General features: G+C 68.7%; 17 protein-coding genes. 14 read left to right on the top strand and 3 right to left on the bottom strand.

Translation table 11 applies throughout. From position 1 onward, the window contains the following. Window positions 1–340: 340 nt before the first annotated feature. From AC07PA_RS06085 to AC07PA_RS06020, 14 genes are all read left to right on the top strand, one after another. Window positions 341–1,150, top strand: coding sequence for an FTR1 family protein (locus AC07PA_RS06085; RefSeq protein ID WP_494609309.1), 810 nt, complete (start codon window positions 341–343; stop codon window positions 1,148–1,150). 191 nt (window positions 1,151–1,341) lie between these two features. After that, complete coding sequence (bfr, locus tag AC07PA_RS06080; RefSeq protein ID WP_494609308.1) at window positions 1,342–1,818, top strand: bacterioferritin; 477 nt, start codon at window positions 1,342–1,344, stop codon at window positions 1,816–1,818. 484 nt (window positions 1,819–2,302) lie between these two features. Next, entirely contained in the window at window positions 2,303–4,531 is a 2,229-nt protein-coding gene (locus AC07PA_RS06075) for a TonB-dependent siderophore receptor (protein WP_494609307.1), read from the top strand. 19 nt (window positions 4,532–4,550) lie between these two features. Then, window positions 4,551–4,859, top strand: a complete 309-nt coding sequence (locus AC07PA_RS06070; RefSeq protein WP_494609306.1) for a DUF3649 domain-containing protein — start codon at window positions 4,551–4,553, stop codon at window positions 4,857–4,859. Then, the gene (locus AC07PA_RS06065) at window positions 4,856–6,559 is read left to right on the top strand and encodes a PepSY-associated TM helix domain-containing protein (RefSeq protein WP_494609305.1); all 1,704 of its coding nucleotides are present in this window, start codon (window positions 4,856–4,858) and stop codon (window positions 6,557–6,559) included. Before AC07PA_RS06070 ends, AC07PA_RS06065 begins: the two co-directional genes overlap by 4 nt. A gap of 12 nt (window positions 6,560–6,571) precedes the next feature. Continuing rightward, window positions 6,572–6,904: a DUF3325 domain-containing protein gene (locus AC07PA_RS06060; RefSeq protein ID WP_494609304.1), complete on the top strand. Its 333-nt coding sequence runs from the start codon at window positions 6,572–6,574 to the stop codon at window positions 6,902–6,904. 46 nt (window positions 6,905–6,950) lie between these two features. Continuing rightward, window positions 6,951–9,062, top strand: a complete 2,112-nt coding sequence (locus AC07PA_RS06055; RefSeq protein WP_494609303.1) for a TonB-dependent siderophore receptor — start codon at window positions 6,951–6,953, stop codon at window positions 9,060–9,062. A 38-nt stretch (window positions 9,063–9,100) separates the two neighbouring features. Next, window positions 9,101–11,230, top strand: a complete 2,130-nt coding sequence (locus tag AC07PA_RS06050) for a TonB-dependent siderophore receptor (protein ID WP_494609302.1) — start codon at window positions 9,101–9,103, stop codon at window positions 11,228–11,230. Window positions 11,231–11,447: 217 nt separating this feature from the next. Continuing rightward, window positions 11,448–12,632 (top strand): PepSY-associated TM helix domain-containing protein, encoded by a 1,185-nt coding sequence (locus AC07PA_RS06045; protein WP_494609301.1) that lies wholly within the window; start codon window positions 11,448–11,450, stop codon window positions 12,630–12,632. Further along, a complete protein-coding gene (locus tag AC07PA_RS06040) occupies window positions 12,629–12,871 on the top strand; it encodes a hypothetical protein (protein WP_494609300.1) in 243 nt (80 codons plus the stop codon). The genes AC07PA_RS06045 and AC07PA_RS06040 overlap by 4 nt, the downstream gene beginning before the upstream one ends. Before the next feature lie 33 nt (window positions 12,872–12,904). Continuing rightward, window positions 12,905–15,115 (top strand): TonB-dependent receptor, encoded by a 2,211-nt coding sequence (locus AC07PA_RS06035; RefSeq protein WP_494609299.1) that lies wholly within the window; start codon window positions 12,905–12,907, stop codon window positions 15,113–15,115. Window positions 15,116–15,296: 181 nt separating this feature from the next. Beyond that, window positions 15,297–17,429, top strand: coding sequence for a TonB-dependent receptor (locus AC07PA_RS06030; RefSeq protein WP_494609298.1), 2,133 nt, complete (start codon window positions 15,297–15,299; stop codon window positions 17,427–17,429). Between the two features lie 62 nt (window positions 17,430–17,491). Next, on the top strand, window positions 17,492–18,205 hold the full coding sequence (locus tag AC07PA_RS06025; RefSeq protein ID WP_494609296.1) for a TonB-dependent receptor: 714 nt from the start codon (window positions 17,492–17,494) through the stop codon (window positions 18,203–18,205). Window positions 18,206–18,486: 281 nt separating this feature from the next. After that, window positions 18,487–20,775, top strand: a complete 2,289-nt coding sequence (locus AC07PA_RS06020) for a sensor domain-containing diguanylate cyclase (RefSeq protein WP_494609295.1) — start codon at window positions 18,487–18,489, stop codon at window positions 20,773–20,775. A 28-nt stretch (window positions 20,776–20,803) separates the two neighbouring features. Here the strand turns inward: AC07PA_RS06020 and AC07PA_RS06015 are convergent, their stop codons facing one another. The 3 genes from AC07PA_RS06015 to AC07PA_RS06005 form a co-directional block, all read right to left on the bottom strand. Then, the gene (locus AC07PA_RS06015; RefSeq protein WP_007854659.1) at window positions 20,804–21,478 is read right to left on the bottom strand and encodes a GNAT family N-acetyltransferase; all 675 of its coding nucleotides are present in this window, start codon (window positions 21,476–21,478) and stop codon (window positions 20,804–20,806) included. Then, window positions 21,475–21,996: a MarR family winged helix-turn-helix transcriptional regulator gene (locus AC07PA_RS06010; RefSeq protein WP_007854649.1), complete on the bottom strand. Its 522-nt coding sequence runs from the start codon at window positions 21,994–21,996 to the stop codon at window positions 21,475–21,477. The genes AC07PA_RS06015 and AC07PA_RS06010 overlap by 4 nt, the downstream gene beginning before the upstream one ends. 98 nt (window positions 21,997–22,094) lie before the next feature. After that, window positions 22,095–22,835 carry a LuxR family transcriptional regulator gene (locus AC07PA_RS06005; RefSeq protein WP_494609294.1) on the bottom strand — a complete coding sequence of 247 codons (741 nt, stop codon included), beginning with the start codon at window positions 22,833–22,835 and terminating at the stop codon, window positions 22,095–22,097. Window positions 22,836–22,922: the final 87 nt, after the last annotated feature.

Raw genomic sequence — 22,922 nt, 5'->3', positions numbered from 1 at the left:
TTAAGGGTGGGTTGAACTGACTACGGAATGAAGTTTAGGCCCAGTAAGGCCATCAATCCAATTAATTGATTTGATTGAATCAATTGCCTATGACTATATCAAGACAATGCACCGCCGCGGACCTGGCCGCAAGGCGGCCACAAGCGCGGCCCTTGTGCCATGTCAAACACTCCAAATAAGATTGATTCTCGTTAAGCGCATAATCCGCGGGCCGCAGGCGCTGCCAGTGCCCCGCGGCACCGCCTTGGCCGCTGCTGCCAATTCCCTCCGAACCGGTCACAAGAGCCAGGTTTCGCCCTTGGGCGGACCGGCTCACCATCCATAGCAAAGACCTGCCTCCATGTTCCAGACCCTGCTCATCTGTTTCCGCGAAGGGCTCGAAGCCCTTCTGGTCGTGGCCATCGCCACCTTGTACCTGCGCAAGACCGGGCGCCTGCACCTCCTGACGCCGCTGCGCGCGGGCGTGGTGGTGGCCCTGCTGCTGTCGCTGGGCCTGGGCTGGCTGCTGTCGCGCGTGGGCGCCCTCTCCCCCGTGGCCGAAGGCGTGATGGCCCTGGTGGCCGCCGCCGCCGTGGCCTGGTGCGTGGTGCACATGCGCAGCGCCGGCAAGGGCATGGGGCAGGAGATCGCGGCCCGCATTGATCGCGCCAGCGTGCTCGAAGGCCCACAGGCCTGGCTGGCCGTGTTCCTGTTCGCCCTGTTCATGGTGGGCCGCGAAGGGGTGGAAACCGCCACCATGCTGGCCTCGCTGGCCGGCAGCGCCGAGCTGGGCTACATGGTCTGGGGCGGCTTTGCCGGCCTGGCCCTGGCGGCCGCCATCGCCTGGGCCTGGACGCGCTATGGCCGCGCGGTGAACCTGGGCCGCTTCTTTCGCGTGACCTCGTGGTTCATGGCCGTGTTCGCCGTGCAGCTCGTGGTCTATGCGCTGCACGAGTTCACCGAAGGCAACCTCATCCCCGGCATCGACAATGCCTGGTGGCATGCCAACACCGAGGACCTGGCCGAAGGCACGATTGCACAGATGATCTCGCTGGCCCTGGTGCTGGTGCCCACCGTGTGGCTGGGCGCGGCGCATTGGCGCGACCGCCAGCAGGCCGCAGGCGCAACCACCACCGCCGCGCCCTCCACGCAGAACGCACGGGCGCAATAACCCCGTCCCCCGCCTTCCGGGATCACGGCCCGCTGCGTGCCAACGCAGCGGGCCGTGCCGCTTGCGGGCACCAAACACGAACACAACTCAGCATCACACGCAGCCAATGCGCCACAAAGGGGTCTTGCCTTGCGCCCGCATAGCGGCCTCACGACAATCGGGAGCGAAACAACATAACAAGGAGTCTCCCCATGCAAGGCGACGCACAGGTCATCGGCCATCTGCAGGCCCAGCTCAAGAACGAACTCACGGCCATCAACCAGTACTTCCTGCACTACCGCATGCTCAAGCACTGGGGCTTCGACAAGCTGGCCAAGAAGGAGTACGAGGAGTCCATCGGCGAGATGAAGCACGCTGACGTGCTCATGGACCGCATCTTCATGCTCGACGGCCTGCCCAACCTGCAGGACCTGGCCAAGCTGCAGGTCGGCGAAGACGTGCCCGAGATCCTCAGCTGCGACCTGGGCTCCGAAAAAGGCGCCCAGGCCACCATCAAGGAAGGCATCGCCCACTGCGAGACGGTGCGCGACTACGTCTCGCGCGACATCCTGCAAAAGATCCTCGACGACACCGAAGAGCACATCGACTTCCTGGAAACCCAGATCGAGCTGATCGCCAAGATCGGCCTGCAGAACTACCTGCAGTCGCAGATGAGCGAAGAGGACTGAAGTCCCCCATTCACGAGTCGCCCCACGAAGACAAGAAGAGCAGGCTCGACCAGAAGAACAAGACTGACCAGCAGCGCCATAACGACAACCACCCCACACTTTTCCAACGGGCCTTCGGGCCCGTTTTTCATTTCCGGCGGCGCCCCGCCGCCCCGTGGCAAGCCCGCACTGTTGTTGCAAACGCACACATTTGAACAACAATAATGAGAAACGTTCTCAATTAAAAGTAAAATCGGGGGCTCCAGCCAGCAGTCCTCCGACCGTGCCCCTGCCATCGCCAGGGTCCGCACGTCTGCCCTTTCCTGCCAGCCAACCTGACTTTCGGGGTGCCCATGTGCACCCCGTGCCGCGCCTGCGCGCGGCTTTCCATCCGTTGGCTGCGCGCCCCCGCCACCGCGCCGCGCCGCCCCCATTGCCGTTGCTGTGGACAGGTGCGATCCCGCCCGCAGCAACGGTCTGCAACGACGACCAGGGAGTTACCGACATGCACCGCCGCCGCCCCACCCACCTGACGCCTCTTGCCGCCGCCGTGCTCGTGGCCTGCGCGGGCATGGCCCACGCCCAGACCGCACCGGCACCCGCCCCCACCGTGCTCAAGGAAGTCACGGTCACCGACGGCCACGACGCCACCACCGAAGGCACCGGCTCCTACACCACCCGCGCGCCCCTCTCCAGCTCCACCAAGCTGGGGCTCACGCCACGCGAGACGCCGCAGTCCCTGTCCGTCATCACGCGCGAACGCATGGAGGAGCAGGGACTGCAGACCCTGTCGGAAACCATGCAGGCGACCACCGGCGTCTACGTGAGCTATACCGACAGCGAGCGCATCGGCTACAGCGCGCGCGGCTACAACATCACCAACTTCCAGGTCGATGGCATGCTGAACACCTTCGGCGGCTCGCTCAAGACCAATGGCGACAACGTGGTCTACGACCGCATCGAGGTGCTGCGCGGCGCCGCTGGCCTGACCGTGGGTGCCGGCGACCCATCGGCCACCATCAACCAGGTGCGCAAGCGCCCGACAACGCAGTTCCAGGGCAGCGCTGCCGTGCGCCTGGGCACCTATGGCCTGCGCCGTGGCGAGATCGACCTCGCCGGGCCGCTGGCCTTCGACGGCAAGATCCGCGGGCGCTTCGTCGCCGCGCAGCAGCAGTCCGACTCGTTCCGACCCTTCTACGAACAGAAGCTCGACGCTCTCTACGGCATCGTCGAGGCCGATGTGGGCCCCGACACCACCGTGTCCCTGGGCTACGAGCGCCAGAAGTCCGACCCGCGCGGCGCCACCTGGGGCACCGTGCTGTACTGGAATGCCGACGGTTCCGTGGCCAACCTGCCCTACGACCTGAACCTGTCCACCCCCTGGGCCTCGTGGAACATCGTCGAGAAGAAGACCACGGCCACGCTGGACCACCGCTTCAATGCCGACTGGCGCCTGCGCGCCGCGCTCACGCACAGCGCACGCGTGCAGGACGGGCACCTGTACTTCGGCTACGGCAACAACCCCAAGCCCGACGGCAGCGGCATCAGCGTGGCCTATGGCCGCTTCCCTTCCGACGAGACCATGAACGTGGTCGACCTCAATATGGAAGGCAAGTTCGACGCCTTCGGCCGCAGGCACGACCTCGTCTTCGGCTGGGGCCAGAACAAGCGCACCACGGACAGCCTGCGCGTGACGCTGGGCAGCATGCCGGCCAGCTACAGCCAGATCCCCGACTGGCGCACCTGGACCGGCAATGTGCCGATCTTCCCGACCACCATCGAGGCCGTTCCGACCAGCATCGGCGTGATCGAGCAGAAGGCGGCCTATGCAGCGACGCGCCTGCACATCACCGATGCGCTCAAGGTCATTCTGGGTGTGCGCTACGGCGAGTACGAGACGCGCACCAACAACTATGCCGCCACCGGTGCGCTCACCTCCACCTCGGGCTACCGCAACGATGGCATCTACACCCCCTATGCCGGCGTGCTGTACGACCTCACGCCGGAGTGGACTGCCTACGGTGCCTACACCGACATCTTCCAGCCGCAGAACTACCGCGACAAGGGCAATGCCATCCTCGACCCCGTGGTGGGCAAGAGCATCGAGGCCGGCATCAAGGGCGAGCTGTTCGACAAGCGCATGAACGTCTCGGCCGCCATCTTCAAGAGCACCAAGGACAACGTGGCCGAGATCGACGACTCGGTGGCGCCCAACTCGCTGCCCGGTGGTGTGCAGGCCTACCGTGCCACAGGCAAGGGCAACAAGGTCGATGGTGTGGAATTCGAGGCCTCGGGCCAGATCACGCGCCAGTGGAACCTGTCGGCCGGCTACAGCCACACCCGCTCGCGCACGGCCCTGGGCCTGCCCACCAACACGGTGATCCCGCGCAACCTGCTGCGATTGTTCACCACCTACAAGTTCGGCGATGGCCAGCGGTGGACCGTGGGCGGGGGCATCAACTGGCAAAGCCACTTCTGGAACACCGCTCAGCGGCCCAACGGCACGCTCACCACCACAGGTGCCGCCGCCGGCACCGTACTTTCGCGCATCGACCAGGAATCCGTGGTCATCGGCAGCCTGATGGCCAGCTACCGCATCAACGACCACCTCACCGCGAGCGTGAACGTCAACAACCTGCTCAACAAGCACTACTACAACCGTACGGGCTTCTACAACGGCGTGCACTGGGCCGACCCGCGCACCGCCTCGTTCACGCTGCGCGGCACGTTCTGATCACGGGGAGCCCCGGACCATGAAAGCGACCCGCCCCGCCTGGCGCTACCGCCTGGCCATCACCTCGCGCGCCCTGGCCGCCACCGCCGGCGGCTATGCGCTGGCCGCCGCCTTCACGGCCTCGCTGTCCCTCGCCCTGGCCCTGGCCATGCCGCGCGTCGAAGCGGTGCTCACCGCCACCATGCTGGCCTGGCTGGTCTACGCGGGCGCCGCAGGCTGGGCTTTCTACGCGCGCACGGCCTGGGGCGCCTGGGGCGGCACCCTGCTGCCCGCGCTGCTGCTGGGCGCCGGCGCCATGGCGCCGCGCTGGCTGGAGATACTGCAATGACCGATACCACCCCTGCCTCCCCCGCACCGCGAACAGCGCGCGAACAGGCGCGCGAAGGCTTTCGCCAGGCCATGTCCTGGCTGCACACCTGGGCCGGCCTCATCCTGGGCTGGCTGCTGTTCGCGATCTTCCTCACGGGCACGCTGGCCTTCTTCAAGACCGAGATCAACCTGTGGATGAGGCCCGAGCTGCATGGCATGCCCCCGCCCACGCGCGACGTGGCCGAGCGCGCCATCGCGGCCATGAACAAGAAGCAGCCCGACGTGACGCAGTGGATCATGCGCATGCCCGACGAGCGCCAGAACGCCATCACGCTGCTGTGGCGCGACACGGGCAACGGCCGCTTCGAGACCATGCTCATGAACCCGCAGACCGGCGAGACCGTGGACGCGCGCAAGACCATGGGCGGCGAGTTCTTCTACCGCTTCCACTTCGAGCTGCGCACCGCGCAAAAGGGCCGCTGGGCCCTCGAGGGCCGCTGGGTGGTGGGCGTGGCCACCATGCTGATGTTCATCGCCCTGCTCACGGGCGTGGTCACGCACCGGCGCATCTTCAAGGACTTCTTCACCTTCCGCCCGTCCAAGGGCGGGCAGCGCGCGTGGCTCGACGCGCACAACGTGACCGGCGTGCTGGTGCTGCCGTTCTACCTGATGATCACCTTCAGCGGACTGATGATCTTCCACACGCTGTACATGCCCTCGGGCATCGCCGTGGCCTACCAGGGCCCCAAGGGCGTGGACTCGCAGACCTACTTCGCCGACCTGCAGGGCGAGAAGCCCGAGCGCCGCGTGCGCCGCAACCCCGGCGACAAGGTCGAGCCCCTGCCCGCGCTGGCGCTCGGCCCCATCCTGGAGACGGCGCGCACCCAATGGAACGGCGGGCGCATCGGCGGCATCCAGGCGCGGCGTGATGCACAGGGCACGCCCGTGGTCGAAGTCACGCGCCACGAGGGCGACCGCCTGCAGTACCGGCCCGAGCGCATGCTGTTCGATGGCACCACCGGCAAGGTGCTGGAGCAGACCGACGCCACCTCGCCAGCCGCCGTGACCTATGGCGTGCTCTACGGCCTGCACCTGGGCCGCTTCGCCGGGCCGGGCATGCGCTGGGTGCTGGTGGGCTTTGGCCTCCTGGGCAGCCTGATGATCGCCACCGGCATGGTGCTGTGGTCCGTCAAGCGTGCCGCGCAGGGCCAGCGCAAGGGCGCGGCCGCCGATGAAAAAGTGCGCCTGCCCTTTGGCCAGCGCCTGGTGGCCAGCCTGAACATCGCCTCGCTCGCCGGGCTGCCGCTGGCCTGCGCGGTGTACATGGCGTCCAACCGGCTGATTCCGCTCGACGCTCCGGAGCGGCCCGACGCCGAACTCTCGTACTTCTTCGGCGCCTGGGGCGTGGCGCTGCTCTGGGGCGTGCTGTTCCCCAACCGCCGCGGCTGGTCGCTGGTGCTGGCGCTGGCCGGTGCGGCCTGGGCATCGCTGCCGGTGCTCAATGCACTGACCACCGCCACCCACCTGGGCATCAGCCTGCCGGCGGGCGACTGGCTCTGGGCCGGGCTGGACCTTACCTTCCTGGCCACCGGCGTGCTGCTGGGCTGGCTGGCCTGGCGCCTGCGCCCGGGCCGGCCGCTGCCGGGCAAGGCACCGCGCAAGTCCGCAGCTGCCTCGGCGATGGCGGCACCCGATGCCCAGCCAGCCGCCCAGTCCTGAAAGCGCTGCCCCATGTCCGCCTTTTTCTTCTGCTTTGCCGCCTGGTCCGCCATTGCCCTGGGCATGGACCGCCACCACGAAGACGCCCTGGGCCGCGAGGCCACCGCCCCCCGCCTGGCGCAGCTGCGCCGCGCGGGCTGGCTGCTGCTGGCCCTGTCGTTGTGGCTGGCCGCGCGGCCCCATGGGGGCGCACCCGCGTCGCTCGGGGTGACGGCCTGGACCATCGCCCTGTCGGTCGCCGCCGTGGCCGTCACGGGCGTGATGACCTGGCAGCCACGCCACGCACCCCGCCTGGCGGGGGTGGCGCTGGCCGCGGGCCTGGCCGCATGGGCCGCAGGCTGGTGAGCGTGCCGCCGCATTCCAACCGTTCATTTCCACCGAGCCCCCCCTGATGCACCCCCTGTTCGCCCCCGCCCTCACCCCCCTGGCCGCCGCGCTGCTGGCCATGCTCCACGGCCAGGCACTGGCCCAGGCCACCACGTCCCTGCCCGAGGTCAAGGTGACCACCGAGGGCGAGAGCGCCGCAGGCCCGGTCAACGGCATCGTGGCGCGGCGCAGCGCCACCGGCACCAAGACCGACACGGCGCTGATCGAGACGCCGCAGTCCATCACCGTGGTCACGCGCGAGCAGATGGATGCACAGGCCGCCGACTCGCTGGACCAGGCCTTCGGCTACTCGGCCGGCATCTCCTCGCAAAGCGGTGGTGTGCAGCGGCGCACGGCCACGGGCTTCACGGTGCGCGGCTTCAACATCACGGGGTCGGCACCGCTGTACGTCAACGGCAGCAAGTTCCCCATCAACTCGCTGAGCGGCACCATGGAGCCCTATGCCTACGAGCGCGTGGAGCTGCTCAAGGGCCCGGCCTCCATCCTCTACGGCCAGGCGGCGCCGGGCGGCATCATCAACATGGTGAGCAAGCGCCCCACGGCCGAGCCGCTGCGCGAGGTCGAGGTGCAGGCCGGCAGCTGGAGCCGCAAGCAGATCGCCGTGGACCTGGGCGGCCCGCTCACCGAGGATGGCCGCGTGGGCTACCGCCTCACTGCCCTGGCGCGCGACGCCCAGGCCATGGTGCGCCAGATCCCCGACGACCGCACGCTCATCAACGGCGCCATCGACTGGCGCCTGACCGACAAGACCCAGCTCACCCTGCTGGCCACCTACAGCAAGGGCAGCAGCATCTACGACTACGGCAAGCCCACGGCCGGCACCTGGCTGCCCAACCCCAATGGCCCGATCTCGCGCACGCTCTTCGTGGGCGACCCGGGCCTGGACAAGTTCGACACCACGGGCAGCACCCTGGGCTATCTGCTGGAACACCGCTTCAACGACGACTGGCAGTTCCGCCAGAACGTGCTGGTCTTCGACTACGAGGCCGACAACGCCTGGGGCGCCATCGGCACCGTGGTACAGCCCGCGCAGCGCCTTGTGTCGCGCTCGGCCACCACGCGCTTCGACACCGACAAGGGCGTGAGCTTGGACAACCAGCTCCTGGGCAAGCTGCGCACGGGCCGGCTGCACCACACCATGATCGTCGGCCTGGACTACAGCGAGAACGACTTCACGCGCGCCCAGCGCAGCGGCACCATCGGCGCGCTCGACATGTACGCCCCCGTGTACGGCGTGCCCTTCACGCTGGGCGGCGCGGCGCTGTCCATCTCCGACCGCAAGCAGCTCGGCCTGTACGTGCAGGACCACATCAAGCTCGACGACCGCTTCATCGCCCTGCTGGGCGGCCGCTACGACGATGCGCGCAGCAAGGGCCGCAGCGTCACGGTCGCCGGGGTGAGCACGCCGTCCGAGAGCAAGTCCCACGCCTTCACGCCGCGCGCGGCACTCATGTACCTGGCCGATGGCGGCATTGCGCCCTACTACAGCTACACGCGCTCCTTCCAGCCCGTGGGCGGCACGGACTTCTTCCTGCGCCCCTTCAAGCCCACCACGGGCACGCAGCACGAAGTCGGCGTGAAATACGAGCCGCCGGGCATGAATGCCTCGGTCACCGTAGCGGCCTACCAGCTCACGCAGCAGAACGTGGCCACCACCGACCTGGAGCACGCGGGCTTTTCGGTGCAGACCGGCGAGATCCGCTCACGCGGCTTCGAGATCGAAGGCCGGGCCACCATCGACCGCCGGCTGGATCTGATCGCCGCCCTGGGCACCACCGATGCCGTGATCACCCAGAGCAACCAGGGCAATGTGGGCACGCGCCCGACCTCGGTGCCACGCCACACCGCGTCGCTGTGGGCCGACTACCGCCTGCCGTGGTTCACCGGCGTGAGCGTGGGCGCCGGCGTGCGCCACGTGGGCACCACCGAGCTCAACCGCCTGCCCGTTCCCTCCTACACCGTGTTCGACGCCGCCCTGCGCTACCAGGTCGACAAGTGGCGCTTCGCGCTCAACATCAAGAACCTCACCGACAAGACCTACCTGGCCTCGTGCAGCTTCGCCTGCTTCTACGGCGACGAGCGCAACGTGACGCTGTCGGCCCGCTACACCTGGTAAGGCAGCGCCCCCATTCCCTCTCTCCCCTCGTTCACACCATGCACTCCACGATCTCCCCCGTTCCGCGCTTTCCCCTGACCACGCTGGCCCTGCTGGCCGCCTGCAGCTGCCTTGCAGCGGGTGCCGCCCACGCACAGGACGCCGCCCTGCCCGAGGTGAAGGTGACGAATTCCAGCGACACCACCGAAGGCTCTGGCCAGTACACGGCCCGCCAGCTCAACCTGGGCAAGATGGACCAGGCACCGCGCGAGATCCCGCAGTCCATCAGCGTCATCACGCGCCAGCAGCTCGACGACCGCAACGTCACCAAGGTGGAGGACGCCATCAAGTTCAGCACCGGCATCACCGTGACCCGCCTTGACGGCGCGGGCAACTACAACACCTTCCAGTCGCGTGGCTTCGACCTGGGGGCCCTGCAGCTCGATGGCGTGCCCATTCCCCAGGGCAACTACAGCACGCTGGACACGGCCATGTACGACCGCATCGAAGTGCTGCGCGGCCCGGCCGGCCTGCTGCAGGGCGGCAGCGAGCCGGGCGGCACGGTGAACCTGGTGCGCAAGCGTGCGCCGGGCAAGCTGATGCTCAACGCCGATGCGGCCGTGGGCTCCTTCGGCCTGCGCCGCGGCACGGTGGACGTGGGCGGGGCGCTCAACGCCAGCGGCACGGTGCGCGCCCGCGCCGTGGCCGTGGCGGAGGACCGCGACAGCCATGTCGCCACCCTGTTCAACAACAAGCGCCTGGGCTACGGCACGCTGGAGTGGGACATCGCCCCGTCCACCACCCTGTCCATCGGCGGTGCGCAGCAGCGCGTACGCTCCTCCATCGACCAGGGCCTGCCAACCTACGCCGACGGCCGCCTGGCCAGCCTGCCGCGCAGCTCCTTCTCGGGCCTGGCCTCCAACCGCCAGGACCTGGAGACCACCGACCTCTTTGCCGAGCTGGAGCACCGCCTGGCCGGTGGCGGCACGGTACGCCTGTCGGCCCGCGATGTGGACCGCACGGCCTTCTACAGTGCCGCCCGCGCCAACAGCGCGCTCAACCCCAATGGCAACTTCACCATGGAGATGGTCGACGGCCTGACCCATGTGAAGACGCGCAACTACGACCTGTTCGCCAGCCTGCCGGTGGACGTGGCCGGCCGCACGCACCGCCTGCTGGTGGGCGCCAGCCGCAGTGAAAACAAGAGCTACGACAACAACTTCGTCTACGGCACGCCCGTCCAGGCCAACCTGCTCACACCCAACTACGGCGCACCCTACCCGGCGCTCGTGCTGCCCGGCTACTCGGCCATCACCACGCGCACCGAGAACGCGCTGTACGGCCAGGCGCAGATCAGCGTCGCCAACTCCGTCAAGGTCCTGGCCGGCGGGCGCCTGAGCTGGGCCGATTCGGTGACGCGCAGCACCGCCACCGGTGCCGCCACGAGCACGGTCGACCCAGGCCGCCAGTTCGTGCCCTCGGTGGCGGTGCTCTACGACTTCCACCCGCAGTACACGGCCTATGCCGGCTACTCCGAGACCTTTGTCGTGCAAAGCCAGCTCGATATCAACAAGCAATTGCTCGATCCCCGCACCGGCAAGCAGGTGGAGGTGGGCCTGAAGGGCGAGTTCCTGGACAAGCGCCTGCAGGCGCATGCAGCCATCTTCCGCATCATCGACGAGGACCGGGCCATCGCCGACTCCCGGTTGGCCGGCGCCTTCTTTGCCGGCGGCAAGGTGCGCTCCCAAGGCTTCGAGGCCGAGGTCAGCGGCCAGGTGCAGCCCGGCTGGGACGTGCTGGCCGGCTATGCCTACAACGACACGCTCTACCTGCGCGCTCCCGTGGCCCAGCAGGGCCAGGTGTTCAGCCCGGTCACGCCGCGCCACAGCGTGAACGTCTTCACACGCTATGCCTTCACCTCGCCCGCGCTGCGCGGTTTCAGCATTGGCGGTGGCCTGTCCTACCGCAGCGACTTCTTTGCCCAGAGCGGCACGCTGCGCATCACCTCGGGTGACTACGTGCTGGCCAGTGCGCAGGTGGGCTACCAGATCAACGACCAGCTGGCACTGAACCTCTCGGTGGACAACCTGTTCGACAAGACCTACTACGAGAAGGTCTCGGGCATCGCGCGCCAGAACTTCTACGGCGAGCCGCGCCGCATCACGCTGGCGCTCAAGGCGCGCTACTGAACGCCCAGCCGTCCCTGGGAAGGGCCCGGTGCACCCCAGGTGCCCCGGGCCCTTTTGACATCAAAACAACAACACAAAAATAACGCAAAAGCAAATCATTCTTACTTGCATCGTAAAATCGGCACACCAAGCCCCCCCGGCGCGCCGCCGCGGGGGCTTCTTCCATCGCCCTGTGTCCACGTTTTCCAAGCTTGTCCAGCCCGCGAAGCCCCGCACCATGCTGTCACCCACCGCCATCCGCCGCTGGTCCTGGACCCACAAGTGGTCCAGCCTCATCTGCACGGTCTTCATGCTGCTGCTGTGCCTCACCGGCCTGCCGCTGATCTTCCACCACGAGATCGGCCACCTGCTGGGCACCGAGGTCGAGGCGCCCGCCATGCCCGAGGGCACGCCGCGCGCCAGCCTGGACACGGTGATCGCCGCCGCCAAGGCGGTGCACCCCGAGCGCATGGTGCAGTTCGTCTCGCAGGCCGAGGACGATGACAAGGTCTGGTTCGTCACGCTCACGCACACGCCCGACCCGACCGAGGACTTCAAGTCCGTGGCGGTGGATGCGCGCACGGCCCAGGTGCTGTCCGACATCCCCACCAACCAGGGCTTCATGAACCTGATGTTCCGCCTGCACGTCGACCTGTTCGCGGGCCTGCCGGGAAAGCTGTTCCTGGGCTTCATGGGCCTGCTGCTGCTGGTGGCCATCGTCACCGGCGTGGTGCTGTATGCGCCCTTCATGCGCAAGCTGCGCTTCGGCGACGTGCGGCGCGACCGCTCCACGCGCGTGAAGTGGCTGGACCTGCACAACCTGCTGGGCATCGTGACCCTGGTCTGGGCGCTCGTGGTCGGCGCCACGGGCATGATCAACACCTGGGCCGACCTGATGGTCAAGTACTGGCAGTACGACCAGCTGTCCACCCTGCTCGCGCCCTACAAGGGCAAGCCCGTGATCCCGATGGCGGAGCGCGGCTCGCTGCAGCAGGCGGTGGACGTGGCGCGCGCGCACGCGCCGGGCACCAAGCTGTCGTTCATTGCCTTCCCGGGCACCTCGTTCTCGAGCCCGCACCACAACACCGTCTTCGTGCGCGGCGCCGAGCCGCTCACCTCGCGCCTGCTGCAGCCCATCCTGGTCGACGCCCACAGTGGCCAGATCACGGCCGCGCCGCAACTGCCCTGGTACCTCACGGCGCTGCTGGTCTCGCAGCCGCTGCACTTCGGCGACTACGGCGGCATGCCGATGAAGATCATCTGGGCGCTGCTGGACATCGCCACCATCATCGTGCTGGGCAGCGGCCTGTACCTGTGGCTGCGCCGCCGGGCGCCGGCCTCGGCTGCCGCCCCTGCAGCCCCCACCGGCCTGCCCGCCAGCGCCACGGCCTCCCTGGCCGCCCACCCGGAGCGCGCCGCATGACCAGGAACGCACCCACGCCGTTTCGCACCCTCTGGGGCTGGCCCATCGTGCTCGGGCTGCTCACGGCCAGCGGCCTGGCCACCGCCCTCATCTCCGACAGCTGGGGCGACTGGTGGTCCTGGATCGGGCTGGGCCTGCCCGTGGCCGTGATGGCCTGGTTCGCCTGGCGGCCCACTCCGGTTGCGGCTGCGGCCCCTGCAGATTCGAACCCCAGCGATGACCCTGCCACCCCTTTCTGACATCGACCTCACCGTCCACTTCTCCTGACCACCATGCACCCTACCCATCGCCCTCCCCTGTTGGCACACACGCCCGCGGCCCTGGCCGCCGCCCTGCTGTGCGCGTTTGCCCTGCCGGCCGCCATCGCGCAGACCGCTGCCGGCAACGACAAGACGCTCTCCACCGTCACCGTGAACGCCAGCGCCGATGCTTCGGCGCAAGGCCTGTCGCCCGCCTACGCGGGCGGCCAGGTGGCGCGCGGCGGCCGCGTGGGCATCCTGGGTACGCGCGATGCGATGGAAACGCCGTTCTCCACCATCAGCTACACCAACGAACTGATCCAGGACCGCCACGCCCGCAGCGTGGGCGACGTGCTGCAGAACGACCCGACCGTGCGCGTGGCACGCGGCTTCGGCAACTTCCAGGAGTCGTACTTCATCCGCGGCTTCATCCTGGGCTCGGACGACACGGCCTACAACGGCCTGTACGGCCTGCTGCCACGCCAGTACATCGCCACCGAGCTGTTCGAGCGCGTGGAAGTGCTGCGCGGCGCCTCGTCCTTCCTCAACGGTGCTAACCCCGGTGGCGGCGGCCTGGGCGGCGCCATCAACCTGCTGCCCAAGCGCGCCCCCAATGAGCCGCTGAACCGGGTCAGCGTGGGCGTGGGCAGCGGCGGCCACAGCGACGTGGCGGCCGACATCGCACGCCGCTTCGGCCCCGATGGCAATACCGGCATCCGCGTCAACGTGGCCTCGCACAACGGCGGTACCGCCGTCGACGACGAGAAGGCCAAGCTCGGCCTGGCCGCCGTGGGCCTGGACTGGCGCAGCCGCGACGTGCGCCTGTCGGGCGACATCGGCTGGCAGGACCACAAGCTCAACCGCACGCGCACCAATGTCACGCTGGGCGCCACGGCGACCGCCGTGCCCACGGCACCCGACGGCAGCTCCAATTTCGCCCAGCCCTGGGCCTTCTCCAACGAGCGCGACACCTTCGGCACGCTGCGCGGCGAGTGGGACATCAATTCCAACATCACCGCCTGGGCTGCCGCCGGTGCGCGCAGCGGCACGGAGTCGAACTCGCTGGCCAACCTCTCGGTGGCCAATGCGGCCACGGGCGCAGGCACGACCTACCGCTTCGACAACAACCGCAAGGACAATGTGAACACCGGCGAGCTGGGCCTGCGCGGCAAGCTGCAGACCGGCAGCATCGGCCACGAGTGGGTGCTCGCCGCGTCCACGTTCAGCCTGGACAAGAAGAACGCCTATGTCATGGACTTCGGCAACACCCAGGCCACCAACCTCTACAACCCGGTCTTCACGGCCCTGCCGGGCTACAGCGCCAATGCCCTGCGCGGCGGCGTGATGGGCAACCCGCTGACCACGGGCCGCATCAAGCTGAGCAGCGTGGCCCTGGGCGACACGCTGTCGGTGCTGGACAACCGCCTGCTCATCACCCTGGGCCTGCGCCACCAGAAGTTCGACATCGCCAACTTCGCCTATGGCACCGGCGCGCAGACCGACCGCTACGACCAGAGCCGCACCAGCCCGCTGCTCGGTGCCCTGTACAAGCTGGACAAGAGCCTGTCGGTCTACGCCAACTATGCCGAGGGCCTGAGCCAGGGCGAAACAGCCCCCTCTACCGCGGCCAACCGGGGCACCATGCTGGCCCCCTATGTCTCCAAGCAAAAGGAAATCGGCGTGAAATACGATGGCGGCCGCGTGGGCGGCAGCCTGGCGCTGTTCTCCACCGACAAGCCACGCTCCGTGGTCGATGCCGCCGGCATCTTCGGCTCCAATGGCAAGGACCGCCACCAGGGCCTGGAACTGGCCGTGCAAGGCGAGGCCGTTGCCGGCCTGCGCGTGCTCGGCGGTGCCACCTGGCTCGATGCCAAGCAGCAGCGCACCGGCTCGGCCCTCACCGAAGGCCAGCGCGTGATCGGCGTGCCCAAGCTGCAGGCCAACCTGGGGCTGGAATGGGACGTACCCGGCGTGCGCGGCCTGGCCCTCGATGGCCGCCTGGTGCACACCGGATCGAGCTACGCCAACGCCACCAACACCTTGCGCGTGGCCGGCTGGAACCGCCTCGACCTGGGTGCCCGCTACCTGACCGAGATGGGCGGCAAGCTGGTCACGCTGCGCGCGCGCATCGACAACGCGACCAACAAGAACTACTGGGCCTCGGTGGGCGGCTACCCAGGCTCGGGCTACCTGGTGGTGGGTGCCCCGCGTGCCTTTACGTTGAGCGCCAGCGTCGACTTCTGACCCCGGCCTTGCGGCCACCGGGCGACCTGCGGACTGCTGCGCAGGCTGCCCGGTGGTCCGTGCGAATTTCTCCAGCCACCGGCGCGGACCAGCGTGTCCTGCAAAGGCAGCCAATTCTTTGTGATCCACGGCATGCGGCCACCAAGGGCCCGCCTGCCTCTTTCCAAGAGATGACACTGCCATGCCACGCACACTGACACCCATGATGGCCGCGCTGCTCGGCCTGGCCACCACGGCCCAGGCCCAGCAGGCCCTGCCCGAAGTCAAGATCCAGGAAGCCGCCAGCGAACGCGATGGCGCTGCTGCGCAGGGCTACCGCCCCGCCCAGGTGCGCCAGCTCGGCCCCCTGGCCGATCTGCCCCTGCTGGACACGCCGTTCTCGGTCCACGTGACCACCAGCGAGCTGCTGCAGAACCTGCAGGCCAGCAAGCCCGACGATGCCTTCCGCTACAACCCCGTGGTGCAGTTGCAGGGGCCACAGTCGCGCTTCTTCACCAGCGTCGCCATGCGCGGCTTCAGCGTCGGCTCCACCAAGCGCATCGACGGAGTGCCCAGCACTACCACCTATGTGAACACGGACCTGGAGGACAAGGAACGCATCGAGGTGCTCACCGGCCTGTCGGGCTTTCTCTATGGCAGCGGCAACGTGGGCGGCACCATCAACTACGTGCTCAAGCGCCCCGTCTACCAGCCGCTGGCGCGCGTGACCGCCGGCATCACCGAAGGCAGCAACCTGCGGGTGCACGGCGACTTCGGCGGTGCGCTGGACGCCGACGGCCGCCTGGCCTACCGCCTCAACGCGGTGGCGCAGGACGGCGACCTGCAGCTCGACGGCCAGTCCCTGCGGCGCGGACTGGTCAGCGCTGCGCTGGACTGGAACCTCAGCGACCGCCTGCAGCTCCAGTTCGATGCCTCGCGCAGCACCTACCACATGCAGGGCACCGAGCCCTTCTGGGACGTGGACCCGGGGGCCGCGTTTCCCGCAGCGCCCGAGCTGCACCGCGCCTATGGCCAGCCCTTCACGCGCACCGATACCACGCAGACCCAGTGGGGCGCGCGCGTGACCTGGCGCGCCAACGAGGCGCTGACCGTGCGCACCGGCCTCACGCAGCGCAAGAGCGACATCGACCTCATCGCGGCCAACAACCTCTTCGTTGCCGGGGCCCCGGGCCGCTACCGCGTCCAGGCCAGCGCCTGGGACTATCCCGACGTCCAGGCGCTGGGCGGCTTCGCGCTGGTGGACGGCAAGCTGCAGACCGGCAGCCTGCGCCACAAGCTCACCGCGGGCTGGTACGGCGACCACGACGAGCGCACCCCGTTCCTGAGCTCGGCAGGCGGCTGGGCCACGCTGACCTCCGCCCCCATGGACATCGCCGCCCCCACGGCGCTCACCGCACCGCCCTTCAGCATCACGGGCGCCAAGTACATCGCCCAGCGCTCGCGTTACGGCAACTGGGTGCTGGGCGACCATGTGGAGTTCAACGCGCAGTGGTCGGCCCTGGTCGGCCTCACGCACGCGAGCATCACGGACACCAGCTACAACGCCGCGGGTGCCACCACGGCCCGCTACGGCGACAGCCGTACCACGCCCTCGGTGGCGGTGCTGTTCAAGCCGCTGGAGCACATCACGCTGTATGCCAACTACATGGAGAGCCTGGAGAAGGGCGGCACGGCGCCGCTGACTGCGGGTGGACGCGCCGTGGTCAATGCGGGCGCCATCCTGCCGCCCCTGCTGTCCAGGCAGGCCGAGCTGGGGGTCAAGGCCGAACTCGGCCACATGCTGCTGACCGGAGCGCTGTTCCAGATCGACAAGGGCCTGCAGTACACCGACACCACCACCAACCCCGCCGCGCCGGTGTACGTGCAGGATGGCCGCCAGGTGCACAAGGGCGTCGAATTCACCGCCAGCGGCCGCGCCTTGCCCGGGCTCACGCTGTGGGGCGGCGTCACCCTGCTGGACGCCCAGGTGACCCGGCAGACCTCCAACCCGGCGCTGCAGGGCAAGACGCCAGCCAACGTCGCCGAGGTCCAGGCCAAGCTCTATGCCGAACAGGACATCGCCGCCGTGCCCGGCCTGGCGCTCACGGGCGGTGTGCTCTACACCGGCAAGCAGCAGCGCGATGCCCTCAACACCCAGCAACTGCCCGCCTACACGCTGCTCGATGCCGGGCTGCGCTATGCCGCCAAGGTCTCGGGCAAGCCCGTGGTCTGGCGACTGTCGATGGCCAACCTCACCGACCGGCAGTACTGGCTCAACGGCACCTACCTGGGCCGCCCGCGCACGGTCTCCCTGTCCGCGCAAGTGGACTTGTAAAGTGCAACGATAATCACCATCGTTCTCATTTACTCTCTTTCTCACTCCCAAAGGCCTTTCACATGACCTTCGCACTTCGCACCGCCGCCGCCCTTGCCCTGGTGGCCGCCGCCACCGCCGCCCAGGCCCACCAGGTCTGGCTCGAAAACGCCGGCGGCCAGGCCCGCCTGCACTTCGGCGAGTTCAACGACAACCTGCGCGAGACCTCGCCCGGCTCCCTGGACAAGTTCAAGGGCGTGCCCGTGCTCGAGCAGCGCGCCGGCACCACCAGCCAGAAGGTCGAAGGCAAGCTCACCAAGGACGCATTCGCCTACACTGTGACCGGCAACGCCGACACGCTGTTCGCCGCCGCCACCTATCCGTTGATCGACCGCAGCAAGCGCAACCTGCCCGCCATGTACTGGCAGCCCTCGGCCCGCTGGGTCGCGAGCCTCGCCCAGCCCGTGGCGCCCGGCCAGGCGCTGGACCTGGTGCCCACCGGCAAGCCCGGCCAGCTCAAGGTCGTGTTCAACGGCAAGCCGCTGCCCAAGGCCAAGGTGCAACTGGTCTCGCCCGCCGGCTGGAGCCGCGAAGCCCAGTCCGCCGATGACGGCACCGTGGAGTTCCTGACCCCCTGGAAGGGCCAGTACGTGGCCGAAGTGCACCACACCGACAAGACGCCTGGCGAAGCCCAGGGCGAAAAGTACGGCGAAGCCAGCTACGTGACCACGCTGAGCTTCGTGCAGGCCGAAGGCGCCGTCTCGCCACCGCTGCCACCCGCACCCGAAAAGCACTGAGAGCATCCCGCACTGGCGCCCCAGGCCTCGCGCATGGGGTGCCCAAGCCCGCACCGATTCCCATCGGAGCGGGCTTTTTTTACCCCGCTGCAAAGGCCTGGCGGCCAGCCTGCCCATGGCGGGATCCAGCCACCGGGTGGCGTGCAAAGCAAAGCTTTCAGGCGCCGCAGGGAACCGCTAGCATGGTTGTCCGATGAGGATATCCCTGCGTTTCCCACGGGAGGTGTCGATGAGTCTGTGCATGCCTGCAGCCCCGCGCAGGGGCCCGAGCCCGGGCCCCCATGCAGGGTAGCTACGACCTGGTGCTGGTGCTGCTGTCGGTCGCGACGGCGGTGGTGGCATCGTTCGTCGCCCTGGACATGGCCTCGCGGGTGGCCGCGGCCATCGGCCACGCGCGCCGCGCACTGCTGTGGCTGGGCTGCGGCGCCCTGGCCATGGGGACCGGCATCTGGTCCATGCATTTCGTCGGCATGCTGGCCTTTTCGCTGCCGGTGCCACTGGCCTACGGTGCCGGCACCACGCTGGCGTCCTGGCTGGTCGCCGTGCTGTCCTCGGCGCTGGCCCTGCACACGGTCAGCCAGCCGCAGCTGGGCTGGCAGCGCCTGCTGGGGGCGGGTGCGCTCATGGGCCTGGGGATCGCGGCCATGCACTATCTGGGCATGGAAGCGCTGCAGATGCGTCCCCGCATCACCTACGACCCCTGGCTGTTCGCCCTCTCGGTTCTCTTTGCCATCGGCGCTGCGACCGCCGCGCTGCTGATCTGCTTTCGCCTGCGCCACGAAACCGTGCTCACGGGCTTTCGCAAGAAGACGGCCAGCGCCCTGGTCATGGGCATCGCCATTGCCGGCATGCACTACACCGGCATGGCGGCCGCCAGCTTTGCCCCCGGCAGCATCTGCGGTGCCGGTCCGACCGGGATCGGTGGCAGCTGGCTGGGCTTCACCATCAGCGGGCTGGTGGCGCTGTTCCTGGTCACAAGCTTGCTGATCTCGGTCTATGGCGCCATGCCGCCGACCATCCGTTCGCGCCTGGTGTTCCTGGTGGTGGCGGCCAGCCTGCCCGTGTCCCTGATGGCCGTGGTGGTGATGGTTTACGACTACCAGCGGCTGCGCGAGCAACAGGCCAGGGCCCTCGTGGTCACGGCGCGCGCCATCATCGCCACCGTGGACAAGGACCTCGCCGGTGTCGAATCGGGGCTCAGGGTGCTGTCGACGTCCCGCCTGCTGCTGGCCGGCAACCTGCCCGCCTTCCAGCTGCAGGCCGAGGACGCGCTGGGCCACCTGCACGTGGCGGCCCTGGTGCTGGAGGACGGCCATGGCAGCGTGCTGATGGACACCCGCCTGCCACCGGGCACCCACGCTGCCACCACACCCTCCCCCCACCCCCGCCCCACCCCCTCCTTCTCGCAAGCGGCCTTCCTGCAGGCCCGTTTCGAGAAGGAAACCGCCGTCACGATCGCGGTGCCCGTGGCGCCGGGGGGCACTGGCAAGGTCCCCACTGCTGACCTGCGGCTCAGGGCCAGCCTGTGGCCCGAACGGCTGACCCAGTTGCTGAACAACCAGCACCTGGCCCGGGACTGGATCGTCTCCATCTACGACACCGAGGGCAGCATCGTCGCGCGCAGCCACGAGATGCGGCGCTTTGTCGGTGCCAAGGGCGCCCCGCTGATACTGCAGCGGCTGGCCCAGGTGGACGAAGACTCGGTGGATGCCGTGACCCTGGAAGGCATCCCCGTGCTCTCGGCCTTCAGCCGCTCACCGGCCACGGGCTGGGCGGTCTCCATCGGCATTCCGAGCAGCAGCCTGAGCACCCCGCTGCTGCGCACGGTCGCCTGGCTGCTCGCGGGACTGGTGCTGCTGCTGACCGCCAGCCTGCTCCTGGCCTGGCGCATCGGCGGCTCCATCGCCAGCGCCGTGCAGGCCCTGACCGGACCGGCGCTGGCCCTGGGCTCGGGCGCCCCCATCGTGGTGCCGCCCCTGGGCCTGACCGAGGCCGACAAGGTCGGCCACGCACTGAAGCAGGCGGCGCACCTGCTGGACACGGCAAAACACGAGGCCCACCACGACATGCTGACCGGCCTGGCCAACCGCTCGCTGTTCCGGCAGATCGTGCAGCAGCAGCTGGCGCAGGCCCACCGCAACGGGGGCAACGTCTCCATCCTGTTCGTCGATCTCGATGGCTTCAAGGGCATCAACGACGCCCATGGCCACGCGGTGGGCGACGCGCTGCTGCAGCAGGCCGCGCAGCGCCTGCTGCAAGGGGTGCGCGGCGGCGACCTGGTCGCGCGGCTGGGGGGCGACGAATTCGCCGTGGCCCTGGTCCAGCCGGGCCTGCGGGGCACGGCCAAGGTGGCCGCGAAGCTGGTGGAAAGCCTGGCATCCCCGTTCCTGATCGAAGGCCTGGTGCTGCAGATCTCCGCCAGCATCGGCGGCGCCAGCTACGGCCCGCATGCCGCCACCGGCCTGGCCAGCTGCGAGGCCCTGCTGCAGCAGGCCGACAGCGCCATGTACCGCGCCAAGGAGGCCGGCAAACGGCGCTTTGTCATGGCCGAGTCACTGCGCACGCGGTGAGCATCGGCAAGCCCGCCGGACAGGCAGCCTAGCGCGCCAGCACGGCCACCTGCACCTGCGTGCGGGTCTCAAAGCCCAGGCTTTCATAGAGCGCAATGGCCGCGTGGTTGCTGACCCAGGCATGCAGGAAGGCCTGGTCGCCACGCTGCTGGATGGCATGCGCCACCACGGACGACAGCCGGCGCGCGAGGCCGCGCCCCCTGAAGTCGGGATGGGTGCAGACCCCGCTGACCTCGGTGGCGCCGGCAAAGCGCATGCGCTCGCCGGCCATCGCGGCCAGGCGACCCCCAATACGCACGCCGACAAAGCGGCCCATGGTGTGCGTGCGCGGCAGGAAGGGACCGGGCTCGGTCAGTTGCGCCAGCGCCAGCATCTCGGGCGCATCGGCATCGCCAAGCACCACCACGGCCTCTTCGCCTGGCACAGGCGCGACGGGCTGCATGGCCAGCATCTGCACCCCCTGGGCACTGCGCACGAGTTGCAGGCCCGGCGGTACCTGGACCGGGGCAACCTGCGCCAGGTAAACGGATTCTCCCGCCCCCACCAGGCTGGCCAGCGCGGCAAGGCTGGCGCCATCGTCGTCCCGTGCGCAGGCGAACAGGTTCACGTCGCGCCGGTAGCGCCTGGCGAGGTCCCCGCCTTCGGCAAGCTGCGGTGCATGGAGGAGCGAAGCCCACACGGGGCGGTCGAGGGAGCTGTTCATCGGGATGCCTTTCCTTTGGATCGCGCGGGCTGTGCCGCGATGGAGACGGCTGCGCGCTGCAGCAGCGAGGTGTGTTCCAGGCCCGCTTCGAGCGCGGACAGCTGCTCCAGCAGCGGGCCTTCGAGCGGCGCGCAGATCTGGGCCACCGAGGCCTCGATCACCGGCCAGACCTCGCGCCGGGCACGCTCGACCAGCGCCTGCCCGGCCTCGCTGAGCTGCACCTTGCGGATGCGCCGATCCTCCTGCAGCGTGCGCGACTCCACGAGACCGCTTGCCTCCAGCCCGTGCAGGGAGCGCGTGACCACCGGCTGGCTCACGCCGACCGCCGTGCCCAGCTCCCCGACGCCCAGCGGGCCGTGCCGGTCGAGCGCCGCGAGCAACGGAAAGTGGGCCGCGGGCAGGTCGATGCCATGCCGCGCCATGAGCGCCTGGGTCTGCGCCTGCAGCGACTCACCGATGCGCCGAAAGCGTGTGCCGAGGGTGAGGAACCCGAGCTCCTTGACCGTGTCCTGGACCATGATTCTCCTTTGATATATATCATGCTATTTATTTTATCGGCGCCTGTCAAGAAGCCGGCCATCCCCCGCGGGGGCAGCGCATGCCTGCAGGGACGCGATCAGAACGGACGCGGCTGGATGAGGCCGAGCAGCAGGGCCCGCGCAATCGCATGCTGGCGGCTGAACACCCCCAGCTTCTGCGCGATGGCGTTGAGGTGGAAATTGGCCGTGCGTTCGGAGATGTGCAACAGGCACGAGATCTCCCACGAGGTCTTGCCGTCGGCGGCCCAGCGCAGCACCTGCTGCTCGCGCGGACTCAGCGCCGGGGGCTGCAGCGGCATGGGCGCCAGGCGGCGCATGGCCTCGTGCACATAGCTGGCCAGCAGGTGCGCATGCGCCTGGACCTGTGCCATGTCGGCCTGGGCGGTGCGGCCCGTGCGCGAGACCGTGCCGCTCAAGATACCGAGCTCCCCGTGGGGCGTGTGCAGCGGCACGCTCAGGCCGGTGCACAGCCCGTGCTCGGCTGCCTCGCCCATCACGCGCCGGGCCTGCGGGCCGGGGCCATCACCGGGCACCTCGTGCCACAGCACCGGCAGGATGTTGCGGCTGCAATAGCGGATGATGGGATCGTGCGCATGGTAGTTGTGGGCCATGTAGTGGCGGGTCCAGCCTGGTGGGTAGCCATCCACCAGCAAAACGCTCGACTGCGCAAAGTGCTCCGGCACCCGCAGCGCATAGATGAAATGCTCGAAGCCGAGCGCCTGCGCCAGTTGCTGCACCTGTGCATGCAGGCTGGGCAGGTCGGCGCTGTGCAGTAGTTGCTCGAGCGATTCGCGAAAGGGCCGTAGCGTCAGATCCATTGCGGTGAAGGGTGGAATGGGGATGGGCCAGAATCCATCCGACGGGAACCAGGGTCTGGAAGGCCCCCATTCCCGGAATGGAGAGGA

Source organism: Acidovorax sp. GW821-FHT09B03, assembly GCF_059418305.1.
Note: the sequence above shows the minus strand (reverse complement) of the source record. Positions and strands in the feature narration are given on the sequence as shown.

What these genes read in the sequence shown, in the direction of transcription:
- AC07PA_RS06085 (WP_494609309.1), top strand. Translation starts at nt 341, where the DNA reads ATGTTCCAGACCCTGCTCATCTGTTTCCGCGAAGGGCTCGAAGCCCTT.
- bfr (WP_494609308.1), top strand. Translation starts at nt 1,342, where the DNA reads ATGCAAGGCGACGCACAGGTCATCGGCCATCTGCAGGCCCAGCTCAAG.
- AC07PA_RS06075 (WP_494609307.1), top strand. Translation starts at nt 2,303, where the DNA reads ATGCACCGCCGCCGCCCCACCCACCTGACGCCTCTTGCCGCCGCCGTG.
- AC07PA_RS06070 (WP_494609306.1), top strand. Translation starts at nt 4,551, where the DNA reads ATGAAAGCGACCCGCCCCGCCTGGCGCTACCGCCTGGCCATCACCTCG.
- AC07PA_RS06065 (WP_494609305.1), top strand. Translation starts at nt 4,856, where the DNA reads ATGACCGATACCACCCCTGCCTCCCCCGCACCGCGAACAGCGCGCGAA.
- AC07PA_RS06060 (WP_494609304.1), top strand. Translation starts at nt 6,572, where the DNA reads ATGTCCGCCTTTTTCTTCTGCTTTGCCGCCTGGTCCGCCATTGCCCTG.
- AC07PA_RS06055 (WP_494609303.1), top strand. Translation starts at nt 6,951, where the DNA reads ATGCACCCCCTGTTCGCCCCCGCCCTCACCCCCCTGGCCGCCGCGCTG.
- AC07PA_RS06050 (WP_494609302.1), top strand. Translation starts at nt 9,101, where the DNA reads ATGCACTCCACGATCTCCCCCGTTCCGCGCTTTCCCCTGACCACGCTG.
- AC07PA_RS06045 (WP_494609301.1), top strand. Translation starts at nt 11,448, where the DNA reads ATGCTGTCACCCACCGCCATCCGCCGCTGGTCCTGGACCCACAAGTGG.
- AC07PA_RS06040 (WP_494609300.1), top strand. Translation starts at nt 12,629, where the DNA reads ATGACCAGGAACGCACCCACGCCGTTTCGCACCCTCTGGGGCTGGCCC.
- AC07PA_RS06035 (WP_494609299.1), top strand. Translation starts at nt 12,905, where the DNA reads ATGCACCCTACCCATCGCCCTCCCCTGTTGGCACACACGCCCGCGGCC.
- AC07PA_RS06030 (WP_494609298.1), top strand. Translation starts at nt 15,297, where the DNA reads ATGCCACGCACACTGACACCCATGATGGCCGCGCTGCTCGGCCTGGCC.
- AC07PA_RS06025 (WP_494609296.1), top strand. Translation starts at nt 17,492, where the DNA reads ATGACCTTCGCACTTCGCACCGCCGCCGCCCTTGCCCTGGTGGCCGCC.
- AC07PA_RS06020 (WP_494609295.1), top strand. Translation starts at nt 18,487, where the DNA reads ATGCAGGGTAGCTACGACCTGGTGCTGGTGCTGCTGTCGGTCGCGACG.
- AC07PA_RS06015 (WP_007854659.1), bottom strand. Translation starts at nt 21,478, where the DNA reads ATGAACAGCTCCCTCGACCGCCCCGTGTGGGCTTCGCTCCTCCATGCA.
- AC07PA_RS06010 (WP_007854649.1), bottom strand. Translation starts at nt 21,996, where the DNA reads ATGGTCCAGGACACGGTCAAGGAGCTCGGGTTCCTCACCCTCGGCACA.
- AC07PA_RS06005 (WP_494609294.1), bottom strand. Translation starts at nt 22,835, where the DNA reads ATGGATCTGACGCTACGGCCCTTTCGCGAATCGCTCGAGCAACTACTG.